The 21,839-nt window shown below is 33.1% G+C and carries 20 protein-coding genes; 6 read left to right on the top strand and 14 right to left on the bottom strand.

The features are described 5' to 3' along the window. Positions 1-16: 16 nt before the first annotated feature. The 9 genes from H0I32_RS13385 to H0I32_RS13345 form a co-directional block, all read right to left on the bottom strand. Positions 17-976 carry a glycosyltransferase family 2 protein gene (locus H0I32_RS13385; protein WP_179314597.1) on the bottom strand — a complete coding sequence of 320 codons (960 nt, stop codon included), beginning with the start codon at positions 974-976 and terminating at the stop codon, positions 17-19. Positions 977-1,134: 158 nt separating this feature from the next. Further along, positions 1,135-2,046, bottom strand: a complete 912-nt coding sequence (locus H0I32_RS13380; protein ID WP_179314598.1) for a glycosyltransferase family 2 protein — start codon at positions 2,044-2,046, stop codon at positions 1,135-1,137. 48 nt (positions 2,047-2,094) lie between these two features. After that, on the bottom strand, positions 2,095-3,030 hold the full coding sequence (locus tag H0I32_RS13375) for a glycosyltransferase (protein ID WP_179314599.1): 936 nt from the start codon (positions 3,028-3,030) through the stop codon (positions 2,095-2,097). Next, entirely contained in the window at positions 3,020-3,892 is an 873-nt protein-coding gene (locus tag H0I32_RS13370; RefSeq protein WP_179314600.1) for a sulfotransferase family protein, read from the bottom strand. The genes H0I32_RS13375 and H0I32_RS13370 overlap by 11 nt, the downstream gene beginning before the upstream one ends. Further along, on the bottom strand, positions 3,889-4,959 hold the full coding sequence (locus H0I32_RS13365) for a DegT/DnrJ/EryC1/StrS family aminotransferase (protein ID WP_179314601.1): 1,071 nt from the start codon (positions 4,957-4,959) through the stop codon (positions 3,889-3,891). The genes H0I32_RS13370 and H0I32_RS13365 overlap by 4 nt, the downstream gene beginning before the upstream one ends. Next, positions 4,960-5,610, bottom strand: a complete 651-nt coding sequence (locus tag H0I32_RS13360) for a sulfotransferase (RefSeq protein WP_179314602.1) — start codon at positions 5,608-5,610, stop codon at positions 4,960-4,962. A 12-nt stretch (positions 5,611-5,622) separates the two neighbouring features. After that, the gene (locus H0I32_RS13355) at positions 5,623-6,885 is read right to left on the bottom strand and encodes an ABC transporter ATP-binding protein (RefSeq protein WP_179314603.1); all 1,263 of its coding nucleotides are present in this window, start codon (positions 6,883-6,885) and stop codon (positions 5,623-5,625) included. A gap of 66 nt (positions 6,886-6,951) precedes the next feature. Continuing rightward, complete coding sequence (locus H0I32_RS13350) at positions 6,952-7,815, bottom strand: ABC transporter permease (protein WP_179314604.1); 864 nt, start codon at positions 7,813-7,815, stop codon at positions 6,952-6,954. Positions 7,816-8,059: 244 nt separating this feature from the next. Then, on the bottom strand, positions 8,060-8,443 hold the full coding sequence (locus H0I32_RS13345) for a hypothetical protein (RefSeq protein ID WP_179314605.1): 384 nt from the start codon (positions 8,441-8,443) through the stop codon (positions 8,060-8,062). 527 nt (positions 8,444-8,970) lie between these two features. On the opposite strand from H0I32_RS13345, the gene H0I32_RS13340 reads away from it, so the two are divergent. Further along, complete coding sequence (locus H0I32_RS13340) at positions 8,971-9,720, top strand: hypothetical protein (RefSeq protein WP_179314606.1); 750 nt, start codon at positions 8,971-8,973, stop codon at positions 9,718-9,720. A 228-nt stretch (positions 9,721-9,948) separates the two neighbouring features. Here H0I32_RS13340 and H0I32_RS13335 read toward each other — a convergent pair whose 3' ends face one another. The 5 genes from H0I32_RS13335 to H0I32_RS13315 are packed head-to-tail and all read right to left on the bottom strand — an operon-like array spanning position 9,949 to position 16,147. Beyond that, complete coding sequence (locus H0I32_RS13335) at positions 9,949-10,929, bottom strand: SDR family oxidoreductase (protein WP_179314607.1); 981 nt, start codon at positions 10,927-10,929, stop codon at positions 9,949-9,951. Next, positions 10,929-12,224 carry a nucleotide sugar dehydrogenase gene (locus tag H0I32_RS13330; RefSeq protein ID WP_179314608.1) on the bottom strand — a complete coding sequence of 432 codons (1,296 nt, stop codon included), beginning with the start codon at positions 12,222-12,224 and terminating at the stop codon, positions 10,929-10,931. Before H0I32_RS13330 ends, H0I32_RS13335 begins: the two co-directional genes overlap by 1 nt. Next, positions 12,205-12,810 carry a sugar transferase gene (locus H0I32_RS13325; protein ID WP_179314609.1) on the bottom strand — a complete coding sequence of 202 codons (606 nt, stop codon included), beginning with the start codon at positions 12,808-12,810 and terminating at the stop codon, positions 12,205-12,207. The genes H0I32_RS13330 and H0I32_RS13325 overlap by 20 nt, the downstream gene beginning before the upstream one ends. 49 nt (positions 12,811-12,859) lie before the next feature. After that, positions 12,860-15,340 carry a polysaccharide biosynthesis tyrosine autokinase gene (locus H0I32_RS13320; protein ID WP_179314610.1) on the bottom strand — a complete coding sequence of 827 codons (2,481 nt, stop codon included), beginning with the start codon at positions 15,338-15,340 and terminating at the stop codon, positions 12,860-12,862. A 6-nt stretch (positions 15,341-15,346) separates the two neighbouring features. Next, positions 15,347-16,147, bottom strand: a complete 801-nt coding sequence (locus H0I32_RS13315; RefSeq protein WP_179314611.1) for a polysaccharide biosynthesis/export family protein — start codon at positions 16,145-16,147, stop codon at positions 15,347-15,349. A gap of 102 nt (positions 16,148-16,249) precedes the next feature. On the opposite strand from H0I32_RS13315, the gene H0I32_RS13310 reads away from it, so the two are divergent. From H0I32_RS13310 to H0I32_RS13290, 5 genes are all read left to right on the top strand, one after another. Then, entirely contained in the window at positions 16,250-18,112 is a 1,863-nt protein-coding gene (locus H0I32_RS13310) for an ABC-F family ATP-binding cassette domain-containing protein (RefSeq protein WP_179314612.1), read from the top strand. A gap of 207 nt (positions 18,113-18,319) precedes the next feature. Further along, positions 18,320-19,090 carry an O-methyltransferase gene (locus tag H0I32_RS13305; protein ID WP_179314613.1) on the top strand — a complete coding sequence of 257 codons (771 nt, stop codon included), beginning with the start codon at positions 18,320-18,322 and terminating at the stop codon, positions 19,088-19,090. Between the two features lie 168 nt (positions 19,091-19,258). Continuing rightward, the gene (locus H0I32_RS13300; RefSeq protein ID WP_173588169.1) at positions 19,259-19,948 is read left to right on the top strand and encodes an ABC transporter ATP-binding protein; all 690 of its coding nucleotides are present in this window, start codon (positions 19,259-19,261) and stop codon (positions 19,946-19,948) included. Between the two features lie 663 nt (positions 19,949-20,611). Continuing rightward, entirely contained in the window at positions 20,612-21,187 is a 576-nt protein-coding gene (locus H0I32_RS13295; protein WP_173588168.1) for a cob(I)yrinic acid a,c-diamide adenosyltransferase, read from the top strand. Between the two features lie 383 nt (positions 21,188-21,570). Continuing rightward, on the top strand, positions 21,571-21,792 hold the full coding sequence (locus H0I32_RS13290) for a DUF2795 domain-containing protein (protein ID WP_008272287.1): 222 nt from the start codon (positions 21,571-21,573) through the stop codon (positions 21,790-21,792). Positions 21,793-21,839 lie beyond the last annotated feature (47 nt).

The raw sequence follows: 21,839 nt of genomic DNA, 5'->3' as shown, positions 1-21,839 counted from the left end.
AGACCTGAACATATCCTTATTTCTTATTAAGTTTACTTTTTACAAAAAAAGTTTTCCCTGTGAACATCGTAATTGGAGAAAGCAATGCTATGGATAGACTATGCAACAAACTCGTATTGAACACTATAAAATTTGTAAAAATAGATAACGCAAATTTCACATTCATACTCCTCAAAAAATTCAAATACTTACTCAATATGTAATTAAATAAATGTTTTAGCAAAAATGATTGTTCCTTATGTGGCAAACCTTTCAAAAAGTAATAAAATTTCACTCTTGCCAAATAATAATGATAATTCCTCAAAGGAATATTCCCGTAACTTATACTTTTCTGATTTTTCCGATAATATACTAACGGAACATCAATTGATATGTAATTAGTTGAAAAGTAAAGAAGACGACATATAAATTCCCATTCCTGCGCAGCTTTTAACTCTTCATCAAAAATTAATTTTTTTTCGACTAGAAAAGATTTTCTTATTAATGGTGCTTGCGTGAGAAATTGAATCTTAGCGGTTATAAAATCCGATAGCGCATTTTCTGTATAGATTTTGTCACTTCTAAGTCCTAAAATATTTTCTTTCACCCCTTGAAAAACCAAAGTTTGGCATACTGATAAAATATAATCATTTCCTTTAAGGCTGTCTACCTGCTTTTCAAGTTTTTTAGGATGCATCAAATCATCACTATCAAACCAATTAACATACTCTCCTATACTGAGTTCAAACCCATAATTACGAGCGGCATTACCACCAGGCAAGCGGTCATCTGGACGGTGGTAATATTGAAATCGGGAATCTTTTGCAACATACGTGGCCATGAGCTGGTCGGTACTATCTGTACTTCCGTCATCCACAACAATACATTCCCAATTGAGGTAAGTTTGAGCTAAAACAGAATCTAAAGTTTCCCCAATTAAATGAGCACGATTAAACGTGGGAATAATAATGGACACTAACGGTTCTTTTTCTAACATTTTATATTATAAAAGGCTAATATACGAAGTCAAAATAAAAAGGAAAGAAAAAAACAAATTGAAATACTTAAGTAAAAACCTATCTTGTAGAAGAATAATTAGAAAGAACTAAAATAATCTAAACTATAAACCCTAAGTTTGATAATCCATAACTTTATTTATAAATAATGTTCCCCTTGGGTAGTATTAATATCCCTACTTTTAATAATTAAAGATTTAATTCTATTTAAAATAAACAACTCGTATTTAATACTATTTGCATTTGCAAATTTCAGTTGGAATAGAAACTTTAAAATCAATATTCTAAGTTTATAAACTTGAGAATCTAATTTATTATCAATGTTAATATTAGCAAACTCTACTTTATACATCTTCTCAATATTTCGATAATATTCAGGACTAAATAATTTTGGTTTAGTTGATTTTCGCTCTTCCCGATCATGAATAACATATTCTCTTGGTAAAACACCTATTTTAAAGCCATGATACTGCACACGCTGACAATAATTATCATCTTCACCATAATGAAAAAATAAGGGATCAAAACCGCCAACTATTTCAATACATTTCCGAGACACCAACCAAGATGCCGCATTCACAAAGGGCACCTCATATACTGAAGCTAACTTATTACCTAATACAAAATCAGAATAAAACATTCCTGATTTTTCTTTACGCATATAATTATTAAAGAGCCTATCCATTTTTTTCATATCACGAGTAATATGAATAGGGCTTAAAACCCCATAGTCTCGATGCCCTTTTTGATAAGCTACTAAATTATCTAGCACAGCATCCACTAAATAAGCATCTTGGTTCAATAAAAAAACATGTTCAGCACCTTGATCTAAGGCATAGCGAATACCCAAATTATTAGCTTGACCAAATCCTAAATTTTCAGCTTGTTTAAATAAGACCACATTAGGATAATTGGTTTCAATAAAAGAAACGGTTTCATCTGTAGAAGCATTATCTACTATAATAACGGGATAGTTAGCACAACTTTTTAAGCACTTTTCTAGCCATTGCATGCCGTTGTAGGTGACGATGATGATATATGTTTTAATCATTATCCATTTTTTAACTTTTAATATTTAAATCAAAATATAGCTTAAGCATCATCCTATTTTTATATAATTTTTTTTAATCAATTTTAAACTTTGCTTTAGTGATTTAGTTTTTCCTTTTACACCTCTTCTTTCTTTAATATTAAAATAAGTAATATATATAGAAGCTTTAATAAAGTCAACAAAATAAATTTTAAAAGAATACTCTAATACAGTTTTAGAAATAAAACTTTTTAATCTATAAATGTTAAAATCTGTATTATACGTTTTAATATATTTAGCTATATTATAATCCAATTTCATTTGCTTAGAAGTGACTTGTCGAGAAATACCACCATCATTTTTTCTATATACGGCAGTAACATCGTCTAATAGCTTAATAGAACCAAAACAAGACACTAATAAAAATAAAGTTCTATCTGCTGATAACACTTTTTTTGGGAAATCATTTCTAAACGCTGTTTTTCTAAATAGAAACGTTGCTGTATGAAAATGTCTTGATTCCAGCAAGTCATTCGTTTGTAACTCAGACTTAAGTTTTTTCCTAAACAAATGTTCTTTGGTGGAACCTTCATACTTTACTAGCGAATTACTAGCGACTCCTGAAAAATTGTTGTTTTGTTCTAAAAAATCTACTTGCTTCTGTAATTTTAAAGGATCTGTCCAATAGTCATCGCCATCTAGTAAAGCGATATATTTTCCTTGGCAATGGTGAATTATATCCACAAAATTTTCAAGACGTCCATTTTTTTCTCTATAAATACTATATAAATCACCTACTTCACGTTTTAATAAACAAAATGTAATATTAGGGTTCGTGTGTCCTTTGATAGTTCTTTCTATAACTTCTATTGAATTATCTTTCGAAAAATCATCTCCTATAACCACTTCGAATGGGAAATTTGTTTTTTGAGCTATTATGCTTTTTAAAGCTTGCTCTAAATAATTTGCATGATTAAAACATTGTAACCTTACACTAAGCATCATAACCGAACAGCTTTAAAGATTGATGAGCAATAGAGTTAAATTCTTCGATTTCTGAAATCATTAATTTCTCTTTATAAACACCTATATTACTCTTGTCCAGAGGCTTTAAAGTTTTTAACTTCCATGCCAGGGTTTCCTTTGGTTCAATTTGTTTTAAAGCATTTTCTTTATAAAAGTCTAACATTTTAGATTCAAAACTTAAACTTAACTTCTTTAATAGTTCTGTCAAAACAACATCGGGTCTTTCTAACAAATCTTCATATCGCACAATTAAATAATTGCTTTTATCCTTATAAAAATTAAAAATGTTTAAATTATTTTTTTGCCATTCTTTAGCAATATCAGGAATCGAAAAAGGTAAATTTGGCTTGTATTTATAAGTATCAGAAACGTTACTAATTTCTCTGTAGGAATTAACGACATCTCGACCATCACGCACTAAATGTACTACAAGAGCATCAGGTGATAAATCATCTAATTTATGAAGATAATTTATATAATAATTATTTTTGTCGCCTACATACTTAGGCATTTTATTACTATGAAAGGCATAACTTAAATAAACACAAAGAGATAGCTCATTATAATTTTTTGGTTTATTTCTTTTAATAATTTCTTCTAGAATTTGATTAGATAAATTCCACGTTTCAAATTTTTTGGACGCCTGTACATCCTCAATAAATTCTTGAATATTCTTAGAGTTCAAGTTAGATTCATCCCAGTTAATATATTTAGGTGCTAACCATAAAAAAAAACCACATTCTGGCGGTACTGTTATTAAAGAATGACTATTAAGTAACAATCTTAATAAACTAGTTCCCGATCTTGGGTTACCTAAAATATAGAATTTACCAATACTCATAAATTTTCTTTTATAATATTTACAATACTACTAATTTCATTTTGTTTTAAGCCAACAAATAGAGGTAAGCAAAGTACTCGTGTACTAATTGATTCCGATATTGGCATAAAATCACCTTTAACATAATTTAATGTATTTAAAGATGGAAAAAAATAACGTCTAGTATTAATATTATTATTTTTTAATTCCTTTTTTATAATTAGTAATTGATCTTCAGTTTCAAATAATATTGGAAAATAAGCATAGTTCCAATTTGTGTTTTCTCTAATTTTAATTAAATGCATATTTAAATCATTTAATTCTGTGATATAAAAGTTGACAGATGCTTTTCTCGATTCAATAATAGTATCAATATATGGCAATACGGCTAAACCCATTGCCGCTTGGGGTTCACTCATTTTTGCATTAATACCTAAACCCTTAAAAACATCAGGACCATCATGCCCAAAATTATGATGAGAATACATAATATCATAATAATCTGCCTTACAAAACAATGCTCCACCTTCTCCAGTATGAAACAACTTAGTAGCATGGAAACTACAAGTACTGACATCTCCATAGTTAAAAATAGATTCTCCTTTATAAGTGACACCAAAACAATGCGCTGCGTCATAAATAACTTTTAAGTCATATTTTTTTGCTAGCGTATCAATTGCTTCTACGTTGCATGGATTCCCAAAGACATGAGTCGCCAAAATTGCTGTAGTTTTAGATGTAATGGCAGCTTCGATCTTAGTTTCATCAATAGTTAAATACTCTGGATTTATATCTACAAATATAGGTATACAACCTTCCCAGACGATACTACCAGTTGTTGCAACATAACTAAAAGGTGTGGTTATGATCTCACCTTGTAGCCCTAATGCCTTTATAGCTATTTGTAAAGGCAAAGTACCATTAGTCATGGCAATGATATTTGGAGTGTCTAGATAGGATTGTAATTTTGATTCCAACTCCTTTACCAACACTCCTCTGTTAGTCATCCAACCCGTATCCCATGCTTTTTTTAAAATGGCTTGGTATTCGCCTTGTACTGGTAAAAATGTTTTGGTAACGTTAATCATTTACTTTGATTTATTTGCATGTACCTGATAATCATTAGGCAATTCGATATTAAAAAAATCACCTAACCTTTTCCATTTATCAGCATCTTCAAGCTGAGCCGTAAATAAAGAATTTGGACTAATAGCATTAAAAAAGTCTACAATCTCTTTATTTCTGAGATTATATATATTAGTGTAATGTGCTCTATGCACCTCATTAATATCTAAAAGGTTATCATTTTTAAGAATAGTTTTATAATAATCTAGATTTGGAAACGTCCTATAAAATTCTTCTACTCTATTATAGTTATTACAATGTCTAAAGGTATTACCTAAACTTTTACCTTTGGAATGACTTAACATAGAGTCAAACCACTTATCTGCATCTCGAGTAAAAAGGATAAATTTAGCATTGGGAAATCTATGATAAAGCACTTTATAAAAGTCTTCTTCCCACCAGGGGTTATCTTCAAAAACTTGATGATTTTTAAAATCTTTAGACTTAAATATACTTTCAAAATCTCCTAAAAACCGCTTTGCTGACCATTTAAAACTTCTCTTTTGATCGTAACTAGCGACTTTATATCCAAAATCTTTAAAAAACTGACCTACAGAAGTTGTACCTGTTCTTTGAAAAGAGACACAAAAAATTTTATTCTTTTTCTTAAGCATTTCTAATTCTCTTTATGAATTAAACCAGTCAAATTTCGGTTTTAAAGGCCCTTTGGTCTTCCCCATCCATTGTCCTAATTCTTTAGCTTCCTGAAGCATCGTAAACTGAACACAGTCGGGTTCAAAAAACAATTGTTTTTTCCCATTTGTAATCATAAAATCTATACTGAAGTTCCCTTCATTAAAAAAGAAACATGGCAAAAGCATGGCTAACAATTGTTTTCCCTCTTTTTCTAAATTCATTTGAGCATCTTTAGAATTTGTAACAAATATAATGTTACCATCATCGTCTTTAAAACGAAAGACAACAACTAAAGCTTCTAAAGAATGATTAATTAAAGTTAGATTTATAATCAAATCATCTTCTCTTGTAAGAGGATCATTATAATTTTTATGCTCCCCTTTCAATCCCACAGATTCTATAAAAAAAGATTGTTTTTCAAAATCTTCTTCTTTAAAGTAGCGTAAAGTTTCACCGCCTTTTGTATTCCCTAAATTCAAATAAAAACTAACAGCGTCATCGGTTCCTCCTTCAAAAACGGATGTACCATTTTCTAACACAATAGCACGCGTACACAAACTCTTTACGGCCGCCATATTATGGCTTACAAACAAAACAGTTCTACCATCTCCTTTAGAAATATCCTGCATTTTACCTATGGCTTTTTTTTGAAACTCAGCATCACCTACAGCCAAAACCTCATCAATCACCAAAATATCAGGCTCTAAAAAAGCGGCCACAGCAAAAGCTAAACGCACACGCATACCAGAAGAATAACGTTTAACTGGTGTATCTACATAACGTTCACAGCCAGAAAACTCAATTATCTCTTGTTCTTTTACTTTTATCTCGGCTTTGGTCATGCCTAAAATAGCTCCATTCAGGTAAATATTTTCTCGTCCAGTTAACTCGGGGTGAAATCCAGTGCCAACTTCTAATAAACTTGCTATGCGGCCTTTAGTTTTTATTTCGCCTGTCGTAGGGATAGTAACTCGGCTTAGTATTTTTAACAAAGTACTTTTACCTGCTCCATTTTTTCCAATAATACCAAGGACTTCTCCTTGTTGTACTTCAAAATTAATTTCTTTTAGAGCCCAAACATAAGCACTATCCGCTTTGGTACTCCGATCATTAACGGCACCTACTTTTAAATACGGATCTTCCTTGCCTCTAATACCAGCCCACCATCGATTCAAATCGTGACTGATAGTCCCTGTACCTACTAATCCTAGTCGGTATTGTTTGCTAATATTTTCGGCTTTAAGTATTACCATTGAAAATTTATATGCTTAACTTTTTAACTCTTAACTCTTAACTCTTAACTCTTAACTCTTAACTTACTATACCGTATCAATAAACGTCTTCTCCGTTCTATTGAAGATAATAATACCAAAAAATAACACAATGAGCGTTACTATAACGGTATATATAATTCCGAACCAGCTAAAGGTGCCAGTTCCTAATAACATATACCGTGCAGTTTCTATAATATAAGCCAAGGGATTATATTCTACGACCCAAGAAATTTTTGGTAATTTCTCTCGCATTAACGTTAAGGGATACATCACAGCAGAGACATACATTAGTAATTGTACACCAAAACCAACTAAAAATTTTAAGTCACGATATTTAGTCACCATACTAGAGATAATCATTCCCATACCTAAGCCCAACAGACCCATTAACAGCACTATAAAAGGAAAAAACAAAACACTACTCGTAATGTTAATTTCAGCACCATTAAGATAATAATAAATATAAAATGCAATGAATATCAGTAGCTGAATACCGAATTTCATCAAATTAGACATGATAATAGATAAAGGAACAATGATACGTGGAAAATAGACTTTTCCAAAAATGGCAGCGTTTGTTTTAAATGTATCACTTGTAGCCGTTAAGCAGGTATTAAAATAATTCCAAATAGAAACTCCGGCAAGATTAAATAAAAAGGGAGGTACGGTTCCGGTTTCAATATTAGCAACTTTATTAAAAATAAGAGTAAAGGTCAATGCAGTAAACAAGGGCTGAATTAGATACCAAAGTGGCCCAAGTATGGTTTGTTTATAAACGGTAACCACGTCGCGCTTCACAAATAACATCAGTAAATCGCGATAACGCCAAATTTCCTTAAAATTAAAATCTATTAATTTACGTTCTGAGGAAATGGTATACAACCAACCATCATCTTCTATCTTACTCAATTTGACTCTTATTTTTTGTTGGGTAAATATAGTAATTCCATAGAGATACTAAAAAATAAGTTATAGAATTAATAACGACTTTTAAATAGAAAAATGTCATTCTGATCAAAGCGAAGAATCTTTTTATCCATTAATTGAAGCATTAGCGCGAAGCGATGGTCACTGAGCGTCGTTCACTGAGCGAAGTCGAAGTGAGTCGAATTGAGTCGAGAGCCAATCTAAATCAACCAACTATCAGCAACCATCAAGCCACACCATTAGCATTAGCATTATCGCTATCATCCACATTCAAATTATTTTTCAAATCTTTCGGAGTCATACAAACTTCAAAATCCTTATGATGTAAATAATTAGTATAGCCGTCCTCTAGCGTCTTTTTTTGATACTGACGTCGCACAAGCTCTTCATTAATAGGACACTTATTAAATATATTGGTATTAACATAATCAAAGACAACACTCACAGGTAAGTTAAAGACGGCACAAAAATCATAAATATGAATCAATTGACGCGATCCTAAGTCACGTTCATCACGTATAAACTGCATTATATTACGAGCAGTACGCATACTTAAACCTGTGATATGCTGAATATCAGTGGAGGTTAAAAATAGTTTCTTCTTTTCCATTTGGGGTAAATTTTAGGGTTCAACAGATTAATAATTACTCACAATTTACACAATACCTTGAAATACAACCCACTAAACGCATTAATTTTCGACGTAACACGTATTATCGTAAGAAAAATTCAACAAAACAAAACTACACCTGCATTTCATCGATTTAATTACATAAAACACTATAAATCAGACTTAAAGATTAATATAACTTAATCTACCCTACATAGCAACTAAACTAAAGCTAGTGTATACATAATGTATGGATGGTGTATAGATAGTGCATAAGTACTGTATTAAAATAGAAATACGATTAAAATATACTGTTACAAAATCGGCAATAAAAGTCAAAATCGGAAACAAAAAGAAAACAATTACAATTTCGGAAATCTTAAAAAAAAGACCCAAACCCTCAACCTAAATTTGTCATATCAGTAGTAAAATTATAAACCTAGTGTTCAATAAGGCGCCAATGATAATCGAAGTTTTTAAAATGAATACTGAATAAATTTTTATTAATAATTTAAACCCCATTTCGTATGGCAAAATTAAGAAGCTTAATCAAGATCGAAGGAACCCTGGACGATCTTACCTTTTACAAGGGCAAAGAAGGGTATTTAGTTAGAACCAAAGGTGGTGTAAGTGCAAATCGTATTAAAAACGATCCCGCATTTGCAAGAACCCGAGAAAATGGTTCAGAATTTGGACACTGTGCAACAAGTGGTAAAATACTACGTCGTGCAATCATAAACTTATTAACTGACGCTAAAGACAATCGGGTAACTCCACGATTAACACAAGTAATGAGTAAAGTTAAAAATTCTGATATCACGTCCTTACGTGGTCAACGAGAAGTTGGTATAGGTCTCACAACTCCTGAAGGAAGAGCACAATTAAAAAGCTTCGACTTTAATAGTAATGCACAGATGAGTTCTGTACTACGTTCCGATTTTACTTTAGACACCGCCTCTGGTGAAGTGAATATCGTAGATTTAATACCGAACCATGATTTAGGAATTCCAGGAGGAGCGACCCATGTAAGTTTTATTGCTGGATTTCTAAATTTAGATTTCAGTTCAGGTGACAAAGAATTACAAGTGAGTCCCACAATTAATTTAGCTATTAATGGTGTAACTAGTGCTGTAAATTTAGCACCAACAGCTATTCCTGCAGGTGCTGGAAATCAACTTTACTTCTTAAAAGTAGCATTCTTCCAAGAAGTAAATGGTATACAATACCCTTTAAATAACGGAGCATTCAATGCTCTTCAGTTAATAGAAGTATTGTAAACATTATTCTCTAAATCTAAAAAGCTGTCTGAAAAGACAGCTTTTTCCATATATAATCCCTAAAAAACAAGCTTACCAAGCTCCCCTCTTTTTTTCAAAGAGGACGACCAGACATATGGAAATAGTCCTGCGGACTATTTTAGTGAAGGGGCGAGCTGGCGCATGGGCAAAATTCCCCGAAGGAACATAGGTGAAGAAAGGGGTGTTCAACACGCACAAAAGCGTATATTAAGAATCAAACGAATCCCAAGTAATCTTTAAACCCTCCCTAACCGTATATTTAGGCTGATACCCTAAAAGATCTTGGGCTTTAGAAATATCAGCTAAAGAATCCCTAACATCACCCTGGCGGTTAGGCCCATAAATCACTTGTAATTCAGAATCAGCAGCAAGACGCAAAGACTCCCATAAATAGTTAATAGTAATACGTTCACCACAAGCCACATTAAAAACTTCGTTCTTAGCCGACTCTGAAGCAAAAAAACCTTTGATATTAGCTTGAACTACATTATCTATAAATGTAAAATCACGAGTCTGCTCACCATCTCCATTAATTTTAGGAGACTCATGATCTTTTAGTCCTTGCATAAACAGAGGAATAACAGCTGCATAAGCGCCATCCGGACTCTGTTTAGGACCAAATACATTAAAATAACGTAAACCAATTACATCGGTATCATAAGTCGTACCAAAAACATCGGCATATAATTCATTGACGTATTTTGTTACTGCATAAGGAGACAAAGGTTTTCCTATGGTGTCTTCTATTTTAGGCAATGCTTCACTGTCCCCATAAGTAGAACTCGATGCGGCATAAACCATACGTTTCACGGTTGAACTATCTTTCAGCGCAACCATCATATTTAAAAACCCAGAAATATTAACTTCATTCGTAGTCGCTGGATCATTAATAGAACGCGGAACAGATCCTAGAGCTGCTTGGTGAGAGACATAATCTATCCCATCCATAGCTTTTTTACAGGTCTCAATATCTCGTATATCACCTTCAATTAATTCAAAGGCCGGGTTATCCATAAACTGCGTCAAATTTTCACGATGACCATTAGAAAAGTTATCTAAAACGCGAACTTTTTTAGCATTATATTTTAATAAGTATTCTGTAAGATTAGAGCCAATAAAACCTCCGCCCCCTGTAATTAAAAAACTTAATTTTGAAAGCTCTGCTGTGTGATGTGGATGAGAATACATTATAATCTTGCGTCTATGGTATCTATTGGAAGTAAAGATTTCACATCGAAAACAACACCGGTTTCTGATTTCAGTTTGGTAATATCTAGGTCTAAAAACTCTTGATGTGCTACGGCCATAATAACCGCATCATAATCGCTTCTTAAGATATCAAAATTACTAATAAGATCAAAATCATATTCATGCTTCACCTCTTCTGGCGAAGCCCATGGATCATAAACATCTATATTAATATCATAAGTTTCTAATTCCTTAATAATATCAATCACTCTAGAATTTCTTATATCTGGGCAATTCTCTTTAAAAGTAACCCCAAGAACAAGAACTTTAGAACCTTTAATTGTTGCTCCTTTTTTGATCATCATTTTTACAGTTTCAGTAGCAACATAACTCCCCATACTGTCATTCATTTTACGACCTGCTAAAATAATTTCAGGATTATAACCCGATTCTATCGCTTTTTGCGCTAGATAATAAGGATCTACACCAATACAGTGTCCCCCAACTAATCCTGGTGAAAAATTCAAGAAATTCCATTTGGTCCCTGCAGCCTCTAATACTGCTTTCGTATCAATATCTAAGAGTCTAAAAATCTTAGACAACTCATTAACAAAGGCAATATTAATATCGCGTTGCGAATTCTCAATCACTTTAGCTGCCTCCGCTACTTTTATAGAAGGTGCTAAATGCGTCCCCGCTGTAATGACTTTTAAATAAAGTTCGTTCACCCTCTTAGCAATCTCTGGCGTAGAACCCGAGGTTACTTTCAAAATCTTAGTCACTGTATGTTCTTTATCACCAGGATTAATACGCTCTGGCGAATAACCTGCAAAGAAATCTTTATTGTATTCTAGCTTAGAAAACGCTTCTAAAATAGGTACACATACTTGTTCTGTTGCTCCAGGGTATACGGTAGATTCATAAATAACAATAGCGTCTTTAGACATCACCTTACCTACTGTCTCACTTGCTTTTATTAAGGGAGTAAACACAGGTTTATTTAGTTTATCAGTAGGTGTTGGCACCGTAATAATATAAATATTAGTTGTTGCTAAAGTTTCTGAAGCATCCGTGATATAGAGTCCTGTTTTTGCGTTTAAATCCGTAGTTAAAACAGACTTTAAATGTGCATTATCCACCTCTCTTGTCTTATCTAAACCTGTATTTAACTCGTTAATGCGTTGTTCATTAATATCAAACCCGATAACAAAGAATTTTTTAGCAAATTCTACTGCTAAAGGCAAGCCTACATAACCTAGTCCAATAATGGCAATTTTATCTTCTGAATGCATCATGTCTAAAAATGGATTTTAATATGAGTCTCAAATCTAAGTAAAAACTATAATTAAGCACATAATTTTTGTTGATTTTAACCTTATCTGGCCAAATAACCGATCTATTGAATATTTCCGGAGATTTGTGCTTTGCTAATAGATCCTCCTCATTTCTGTACTTTAAACTTGCTGGCCCTGTAATACCTGGTTTAACGTTTAAAATTATACGATCATCGCCTACTAAGCTGTCTGCAAAACCTGGAATATCTGGACGAGGACCAACAAAACTCATATCGCCTTTAAGTACGTTATACAATTGCGGCAATTCATTAAGTTTTGTATTTCGAAAAAAAGCACCTATACCAGAGGCGTGAGTATTTAAGTGCCCAAGCTGATGATTCCCTTCTTTTAAGGTTCTTATCTTATAAATCTGAAATGACTTACCATATTGACCAATACGTTGCTGTGTATAAACCCCCCATTGTTTGCTATCAATTGTTGCGATAATGACGAGGAGTGCGATAAAAACAAAGAGTAAAGGCAAGAAAAGTAATACAATACTGATATCAAAAATACGCTTAACAACAAGTTGTACTCTAGTAATCATTATCCTATATAATTAAAATTATGAACTTAGACAGTCTCAAGTCTCAAAACTAAATCCTTCTGACAAATTCCTTAAAACGTTTGAATATCGAATTATTATCCTTTTCATGGTAAGCATTTCCATAAACACCATAACCGTAGCCATAGCCGTAACCATAACCGTAACCATAACCATAATTACTGTTATTTTTATGTCTATAAAAGTTAAGAACATAACTAACATTTTTAAGCTCCCCACTACGCTGTTTTGCATTGACCAATTGTAACATTCCTTTTTTAGTGTAATCTAAGCGAACCATAAAAATAGTAGCATCAGCATATTGAGTAAGTTCTAAAGCATCTGTTACTAACCCTAGGGGTGGAGTATCTAAAATAATGACATCATACTTATCTTTTAACGTCTCAATCAACTCTTTTAAATGATCGCTCATTAATAGCTCTGAAGGATTAGGAGGTATTGGCCCTGAAGGAATAAGATCTAAATTTTCGATATGTGTATGTGTTGTAATTTCTTCTAAAGTACCATCACCAATAAGATAATTCACCACACCTTTATCGTTATTAATATTAAAATCATCAAAGATTTTTGGCTTACGTAAATCCAGTCCTAATAAAATGGTTTTTTTACCAGAAAGTGCATATACGGTTGCTATATTGATTGAAGTAAATGTTTTCCCTTCTCCACTCACAGAGGATGTAACCATTAAAGTGTGCGCTTTACCTACTTCAATTTTTTGATTTTTAAAGATAAATTGCAAACTTGAACGAATAGCTCTAAACGACTCCGCAACGGCAGACTTAGGCTTTTCATAAGCTACTAAATTATTTTTATAGCGATACTTACCCACCAATCCAAGAATTGGGATGTTAGACATACGGGTAATTTCATCAGACCCATGAATGGTATTATCGAGTAGGTAAACAATAAAAATAAGAAACATTGGAATAAAAAACCCTAACATTAAGCCCATCATGTAATTCAGGGATTTATTAGGTCCTATTAACCCACCTCCAATATCTTTAGCTTCATCTATGACTGTTAAATCTGAAATATTAGCAGCTTTAACAATAGCGGCCTCACTTCGCTTAGCCATATAAATATTATAGGATTCCTGACTGATATCGAGCTGTCGTTGAATCTTTAAAAATTGTTGTTCGTCTTCTGGTAAATCACTCAATTCTGATTCTAAATTAGAGATATTAAGATTTAAAGTACGAATTCGAGCATTTATCGTTCTTTTAGTAGCATCAACAGTTTCGAGCAAAACATTTTTTTCGGAATCAATACGTCGATCTAACTCTTTAAAAAGTCCTGACCCTTCTTTAGTTGTATACTCTAAATTTTGACGTTCAGCAGCTAAAGCTACAATTTTAGAGACACTATTAAGAATATTACCTTCATCTATACCAACACTTGTTGGAGCAGCGATGTTAGTATAATCTGTTTTTGTATTTAAATAAACCTCAAGGTTGCTTAAGTAATCAAGCTTAGATGCTTCTACTTGTTTTTCTAATTCAAATTGTTGAAGCTTATTTGAAACCTGTGAAATCTCAGTACTAACATCAAAGACTTTATTTTCTTTACGAAATTGATTCATTTCATCTGTAAATCCATTGAGGTTTGTATTAACAGTTGCCAAACTACTATCAATAAACTTAATCGTATTTGTAGCATACAAGTTTTTACGCTCCAATTCAGTTTCGCTCAAAATAGCAGAAGTCGCATTCAAATAATCTACAATTTTAGCTTTATTATTACCAGCCAATTCTAACTTTAAGATAGAACCTGAAGAAGAATTAACTGTTCCTACAATAACGCTCGTCTTATAGTCATGAACAATGCCATCAAAATTGCTAAACTTAAGAAAATATTCAGAGCCAACTAAAACATTATAACCGGGCTTAACCATCACCTTACCATTAAGAAAGGGTAAAGAAATAGCTTCTCCATTTTTAAATGTTTTTTTAAAAGCCCCATTTGGCATTGTGACATGAGATTTAGATTTATCACCATACTTTTGAGAAGCCGCACTTGTGCCTTCGTATGCTGTAAAAATCTCAAATTCATTAGCACTCAAAAATCGAATTCCTACAGGATAATTAAGAACTTGGTCTTTAGATTTATCAATTATAAACTCGAAAGGAGCTTTTTTATAAATATCAATTTTACGATATTTCCCTTCTTCTAAATACTGCATATAATATTGAAGAGAATCTACAACCATCTCGTTATGGGTACGGGTTTTAATGGCGGTAATTATTTTACCTACTTTACCCGAGGTCCCTCCCCAATTAAAGGAGATACTAGTATTGGCCGTAAAAAAGGGATTTTGATCATTCTCTACAGAAATCAATGAATCTAGTTTGTAAACGTTTTGTTTTCTTACATTAATAAAATAAGCAATTAACATAGCTACACCTATACATATAAGAACAAACTTCCAAAGGTTTAATACTTTAAAAAGAAAGCCCCTAAAGTCAAAACTCATGCTTTGTGAGTCTTGGTCATCCATTTCGTCGTAATCTCTCATAGGTAATTATAATCTAGAATAAAGTAATACGGCTGTAGTAATTAAAGAAAGTATAGAGGCGATAGCAGTTATACTAGACAATGCTGTTTCCCCCGTCCCTATAGATTTTTGCTTTAATGGCTTCACATAAATTATATCATTAGGCTGTATATAATAATATGGAGACTGCATCACTTTTATATCCGTTAAATCTAAATGATGTATTTTTTGACCTTGAGGATATTGCCTGATAATTAAAACATCTTTTTTATTTCCTGTCACAGGGATTTCACCCACATTAGCGATAGCTTCAAATATATTAACACGTTCTGAAAATAACACATTACTTCCTGGCGACCCTACCTCTCCATTGGCGGTGTAACGTAAGCCTGCTAATTTTACAGTTACAAAAATATTAGCAGTTTCTTTAAATTGCTCATCAAGTAACTTGGCTTCAATAAGATTTTCAATTTCTTCTGTGGTAAACCCTAACACATTTAAATACCCTAAGGTTGGTATTCTAACATTCCCATGCACATCTACCGTAAAGCCATCAAAATAAGCACGCTCTGCACTACTTGCATTTAAATCGCCATCACCTGCTGGGTTTAATATTGATACCGTTTCTTGATCAAGCGCTTTCACTCTTATGTTCAAAATATCATTAACTTGAATACGGTAGGGTTTCTGAATTTCCGTAAGGTTATTTACAATACTATCATTGGAAGCATCTTCCTTTATTTGTAAGTAAACCGTATCTTTATGTGGAATACAAGAGGACACCACAATACAACATAATAAAATAATTAAAAGCTTAATAGGCTTCATAGTAACTATAGATCTTAGGAGGCAAATATAATCTATCAACACTAATATTAAAACTAATACGATTCTTTTTGGTTTATTTCCGTTCTTTGTAAAAAAACAACTTTGAATTACCTTAACGTAGAAAACATATCAAAGTCTTTTGGCGAGTTAGTACTCTTTAAAGATTTATCATTCAGTATTCATAAAGATCAAAAAATCGCTTTTGTCGCTAAAAATGGAAGTGGAAAAACATCGATCCTTAAAATGTTAGCTGGAAAAGACACGCCTGACGATGGGCAAATAGTCGTTAGAAAAGGATTACGATTGGCTTTTTTAGATCAAGAACCCGATTTAAACCCTGAATTAACCCTTGATGAAACCATCTTTGCTTCAGATATTCCGATTTTAAAAATCATTGAAGCCTACGAACATGCGTTACAAAACCCTGAAGATGCTGATGCCTATCAAAAAGCATTTGAAGGTATGGATCGTCATAATGCGTGGGAATTTGAAACCCAATACCAACAAACCTTATCGCAGTTAAAACTAGATGACCTTACCGTTAAAGTTAAAACGCTTTCTGGTGGACAGAAAAAACGTTTGGCTTTAGCACAAGCCTTGTTAAGCAAACCCGATATCCTTATCCTCGATGAACCTACTAACCACCTTGATCTTGAAATGATTGAATGGTTAGAAGACTATTTTTCCAAAACACAACAAACGCTTTTTATGGTAACGCACGACCGTTATTTCTTAGAACGTGTTTGTAATGAAATTATAGAACTCGATCATGGTCAGCTGCATACCTATAAAGGAAATTACTCGTATTATTTAGAGAAGAAAGAAGCCCGAATAGAAAACCAAGCTACTGAAGTAGGTAAGGCCAAACAACTCTTTAAAAAAGAACTAGATTGGATGCGTCGCCAACCTAAAGCACGTACTACAAAATCTAAAAGTAGAATTGACGATTTCCATGAAATAAAATCTAAAGCAAGCCAACGTCGTAATGACCACCAAGTGCAATTAGAAATCCACATGGAACGCTTAGGAAGTAAGATTATTGAATTCCATAAAGTTTCTAAAGCGTTTAAAAATAAAACCATTTTAAAGGATTTTGAATACACCTTTAAAAAAGGCGAACGTATAGGTATCATTGGAAAAAACGGAACAGGAAAATCGACCTTTCTTAACTTACTAACCGAAACGCTTCAACCTGATGCCGGAAAAGTAGTGATTGGAGAAACCGTAAGAATCGGGTACTATACCCAAGGTGGTATTAAGGCTAAACCTAACCAAAAAGTTATTGATGTTATAAAAGAATTTGGTGACTATATTCCTTTAGCTAAAGGCCGACAAATTAGTGCTCAGCAATTATTAGAACGCTTTTTATTTGACAGGAAAAAGCAATGGGATTTTGTTGAAAAACTAAGTGGAGGTGAACAAAAACGTCTGTATTTATGTACTGTTTTAATTCAAAATCCAAATGTTTTAATTCTCGATGAACCTACAAACGACTTAGATATTGTAACCCTAAATGTCCTTGAAGATTTCTTAATGGATTTCCCTGGTGTGCTTTTAGTAGTCTCTCACGACCGTTACTTTATGGATAAAATTGTAGATCATATGTTTGTTTTTAGAGGCGAAGGTGTTGTTGATGGTTTCCCTGGTAACTATTCAGACTTTAGAGCTTATGACAGCAGTCAATCTAAACAAATTGAAGTTGTCGCAAAAACAGATAACACAAAATCGACTAAACAAAACGAAGTCAACAAACTAGATTATAACGAACAAAAAGAGCACAAAAACTTAGAGTCTAAAATACGATCTTTAGAGTTAGACAAAGCCGCTTTAGAAACTAAGTTTCTTAATCCGGAGTTATCACAAGAGGAAATTACAAAACTATCAGATCAACTTCAGGTCATTATTGATACTATAGAAAAAAAGGAAACACGTTGGTTTGAATTATCTGAGAAATTGGAGGGATAGTTGAATGGTGATGCGGTGATGCGGTGATGCGGTGATGCGGTGATGCGGTGATGCGGTGATGCGTGAAAAACTAATATTTTGACATTATAAAAACAATAAATGAATCATTTTTAAAACTCCGCAATGCTGTCACTTTAAAACAATGAGAACCTGAAACTCTGAAACTCTGAAACTCTGAAACTCTGCGAGAAAAATAAAACCAAAACATTGTACCAACTAAAATCTTACATAAAATTCTTAACAAAAGCCACCAACCACCACGGTGTCCACTCCCCTTTTGTATACAATTTTGTCACAAAATGCCTTTATGACAAGACATTTTACGAAGCCTACAATCCGTTAAAATCTTATAAAAAGGAATTAAAAAAATCGAATACACTTTTACAAGTTACAGATTTAGGAGAAGGTTCTAAAGCTCTAGATGCGCACAAAAGAAAAGTAAGCAAAATGGTCAGTACCTCTAGTAGTTCTATAAAAGATGTCAAACTACTTTACAGACTTTCAAAATATTTCAACTTTAAAAACAGCTTAGAATTAGGAACTTCGTTAGGCATGGGCACTTACGCTCTAGCCCTAGCAAATCCTAAAACTAAAATTACCACGATTGAGGGTTGCCCAAATACCTCAGCCTTTGCTAGCTCTCAATTAAAACAAAAAAACATTAACAATGTTGAATTTATAATTGATGATTTCAAAGAAACCATCCCCAATTTAAAAGATTCAAATTTCGATTTCATCTTCTTTGACGGTCATCATAATAAAGTAGCAACCATCAAATATTTCGAAGCCTTATTACCTAAAATTCATAACGACAGTATTTTTGTTTTTGATGATATTTATTGGTCTCAAGGCATGACAGAAGCTTGGGATTACATTAAAAATCACGATGCAGTAACTGTAACTGTAGATACCTTTCATTTAGGCTTTGTTTTTTTCAGAAAAGAACAAAAGAAAGAACATTTTAAAATTAGACTGTAACAACCTAACTGTTTTAGCGTCTTATAATATAACAACTGCAAAAACCTTTTATCTTGCAGGTAGATTTACAACTAATATCGTATGTGAGGTTGAGCGCAGTAAAAACCAAATAAAATTGTACTTTTAAGACCTTTCGACTGCGCTCAAGGTGACAAAAAATATAAAATTATGAGTGACAACGTCATTGAAATTAGAAATATCATTAGAGATTTTAAATTAGGACAAGAAATCGTTCATGTCTTAAAGGGTATCGATTTAGATATTAAACGTGGAGAATATGTCGCTATCATGGGACCTTCGGGTTCTGGGAAATCTACATTAATGAATTTACTTGGTTGCCTAGACACACCAACGGGAGGTTCTTATAATCTAAATGGAAAGGATGTAAGTAAAATGAGTGATGATGATCTTGCAGACATTAGAAACACAGAAATCGGATTCGTTTTTCAAACTTTCAACCTTTTACCAAGAACCACAGCTTTAGACAATGTAGCTTTACCAATGGTTTATGCCGGAATTTCTAAAAAAGCAAGAGAAGAACGTGCTACAGAAGTCTTAAATGATGTAGGCTTAGCCGACAGAATGGATCACAAACCTAATCAGCTTTCTGGTGGACAAAGACAACGTGTTGCCGTAGGAAGAGCTTTAGTAAATAAACCTTCAATAATTCTTGCCGATGAACCCACAGGAAACTTAGATTCTAAAACAGGCGTGGAAATCATGAAACTCTTTGGAGATATTCATAAATCAGGAAACACAGTAATCATGGTAACGCACGAAGAAGATATTGCAGCCCACGCTAAGCGCGTTATTCGTTTACGAGATGGTGTCATTGAGAGTGATACTTTTAATTCATAAAAAAGGGATACGAGAATTTGGTGATGTGGTGATGTGGTGATGTGGTGATGTGGTGATGTGGTGATGTGGTGATGTGGTGAACCTACCAATTATGCTATTATTATAGCCTTTAATCTCTTCTTTAAAAAAAGTAATGTGGTGATGTAGTAATGTAGTAATGTGGTGATGTGGTGATGTGGTGAGCCTACGAATTATGCTATTATTATAGCCTTTAATCTCTTCTTAAAAAAAAGTGATGTAGTAATGTAGTGATGTAGTAATGTAGTGATGTAGTGATGTAGTGATGTAGTGATGTAGTGATGTAGTGATGTAGTGATGTAGTGAGTCTACGAATTATGCTATTATTATAGCCTTTAATCTCTTCTTTAAAAAAAGTAATGTGGTGATGTGGTGATGTAGTGAGTCTACGAATTATATTACCGTTTCACCATCTCACCTATTCACCATCTCACCATCTCACCATCTCACCATCTCACCATCTCACCATCTCACCATCTCACCATCTCACCATCTCACCATCTCACCATCTCACCATCTCACCATCTCACCATCTCACCATCTCACCATCTCACCATCTCACCAACTCACCATCTCACCATCTCACCCATAAAAAAACATTTTCAAACACATAACATTTAACTCATAACTCTTAACTTTGTTTATATGAAGGTATACACAAAAACAGGAGACAAAGGCACAACTGCCCTTTTCGGTGGCACACGTGTCCCAAAGCACCATATAAGAATAGAAAGTTACGGTACCATTGACGAACTCAACTCTCATATTGGTTTAATCAGAGATCAAGAAATCAACCCAATGTATAAAAACACCTTGATGGATATTCAAGATCGTTTATTTACCGTTGGCGCCATATTAGCAACCGATCCTGAAAAGGCAACCTTAAAAAATGGTAAATCACGTTTAAATATCCCTAAAATACACACCAAGGATATTGAGAAGTTAGAGAAGGAAATAGACCTCATGGAAGACAGCCTACCACCTATGACGCACTTTGTGCTTCCTGGCGGCCATCAAACCGTGTCATTTTGTCACATAGCACGTACTGTGTGCCGTAGAGCTGAACGTTTAGCATCTCACCTTAACGACTTAGAACCGTTTCAACCCGAAACTTTAATGTATATCAATAGACTATCTGACTACCTTTTTGTGTTGGCACGGAAGTTGTCTTATGACTTACAAGCTGAAGAGATCAAATGGATTCCGAATAAAGAATCTTAAAATAATAATCGTTAGTTCGATTATTCTAGCCTTTTAGCCAGAATGTATTGAAAACAAAGTTTAATAATGACCGTCAGTTCGAGTATTCTGACCTTTTCGTCAGAATGTATCGAGAACTAGATGATTAAACTAATATTATTTTAAACGCTTAAGACTAAAAAAGCAAAAAATTAGTCCGAAAGCAAAAGTTGAAGATTACACGTTCTTTTAATTAATGATGAAACATTTATAAGTGAAATTTGATCGAATTCAAAATGCACTAATATAAATGTTAAGCGAGACCAAAAAATTAAAATATTTATTTTAAGAGTTAATTAATTTGATTTTTTCTTGAATTATTCAACTAAAAAATTATTTTTGCAAAAATTAAATTACACGCAATTATGTATTGGACATTAGAATTAGCATCTTATTTAAGTGATGCACCTTGGCCGGCAACAAAAGATGAGCTTATTGACTATGCAATTAGAACAGGAGCACCATTAGAAGTTGTAGAAAATTTACAAGCGATAGAAGATGAAGGAGATTCTTACGACTCTATCGAAGAAATTTGGCCAGATTATCCTACTGACGAAGATTACCTCTGGAATGAGGATGAATATTAACATATAAAATTATCACAAAAAAGTCTCTTGCGTTATTATAACTGAGG

The organism is Winogradskyella sp. HaHa_3_26 (assembly GCF_019278425.1).
GTDB classification, from domain to species: domain Bacteria; phylum Bacteroidota; class Bacteroidia; order Flavobacteriales; family Flavobacteriaceae; genus Winogradskyella; species Winogradskyella undariae.
Note: the sequence above shows the minus strand (reverse complement) of the source record. Positions and strands in the feature narration are given on the sequence as shown.

Coding starts and splice junctions, on each gene's coding strand:
- H0I32_RS13385 (WP_179314597.1), bottom strand. CDS start 976: ATGTTAGAAAAAGAACCGTTAGTGTCCATTATTATTCCCACGTTTAAT.
- H0I32_RS13380 (WP_179314598.1), bottom strand. CDS start 2,046: ATGATTAAAACATATATCATCATCGTCACCTACAACGGCATGCAATGG.
- H0I32_RS13375 (WP_179314599.1), bottom strand. CDS start 3,030: ATGATGCTTAGTGTAAGGTTACAATGTTTTAATCATGCAAATTATTTA.
- H0I32_RS13370 (WP_179314600.1), bottom strand. CDS start 3,892: ATGAGTATTGGTAAATTCTATATTTTAGGTAACCCAAGATCGGGAACT.
- H0I32_RS13365 (WP_179314601.1), bottom strand. CDS start 4,959: ATGATTAACGTTACCAAAACATTTTTACCAGTACAAGGCGAATACCAA.
- H0I32_RS13360 (WP_179314602.1), bottom strand. CDS start 5,610: ATGCTTAAGAAAAAGAATAAAATTTTTTGTGTCTCTTTTCAAAGAACA.
- H0I32_RS13355 (WP_179314603.1), bottom strand. CDS start 6,885: ATGGTAATACTTAAAGCCGAAAATATTAGCAAACAATACCGACTAGGA.
- H0I32_RS13345 (WP_179314605.1), bottom strand. CDS start 8,443: ATGGAAAAGAAGAAACTATTTTTAACCTCCACTGATATTCAGCATATC.
- H0I32_RS13340 (WP_179314606.1), top strand. CDS start 8,971: ATGGCAAAATTAAGAAGCTTAATCAAGATCGAAGGAACCCTGGACGAT.
- H0I32_RS13335 (WP_179314607.1), bottom strand. CDS start 10,929: ATGTATTCTCATCCACATCACACAGCAGAGCTTTCAAAATTAAGTTTT.
- H0I32_RS13330 (WP_179314608.1), bottom strand. CDS start 12,224: ATGATGCATTCAGAAGATAAAATTGCCATTATTGGACTAGGTTATGTA.
- H0I32_RS13325 (WP_179314609.1), bottom strand. CDS start 12,810: ATGATTACTAGAGTACAACTTGTTGTTAAGCGTATTTTTGATATCAGT.
- H0I32_RS13320 (WP_179314610.1), bottom strand. CDS start 15,340: ATGAGAGATTACGACGAAATGGATGACCAAGACTCACAAAGCATGAGT.
- H0I32_RS13315 (WP_179314611.1), bottom strand. CDS start 16,147: ATGAAGCCTATTAAGCTTTTAATTATTTTATTATGTTGTATTGTGGTG.
- H0I32_RS13300 (WP_173588169.1), top strand. CDS start 19,259: ATGAGTGACAACGTCATTGAAATTAGAAATATCATTAGAGATTTTAAA.
- H0I32_RS13295 (WP_173588168.1), top strand. CDS start 20,612: ATGAAGGTATACACAAAAACAGGAGACAAAGGCACAACTGCCCTTTTC.
- H0I32_RS13290 (WP_008272287.1), top strand. CDS start 21,571: ATGTATTGGACATTAGAATTAGCATCTTATTTAAGTGATGCACCTTGG.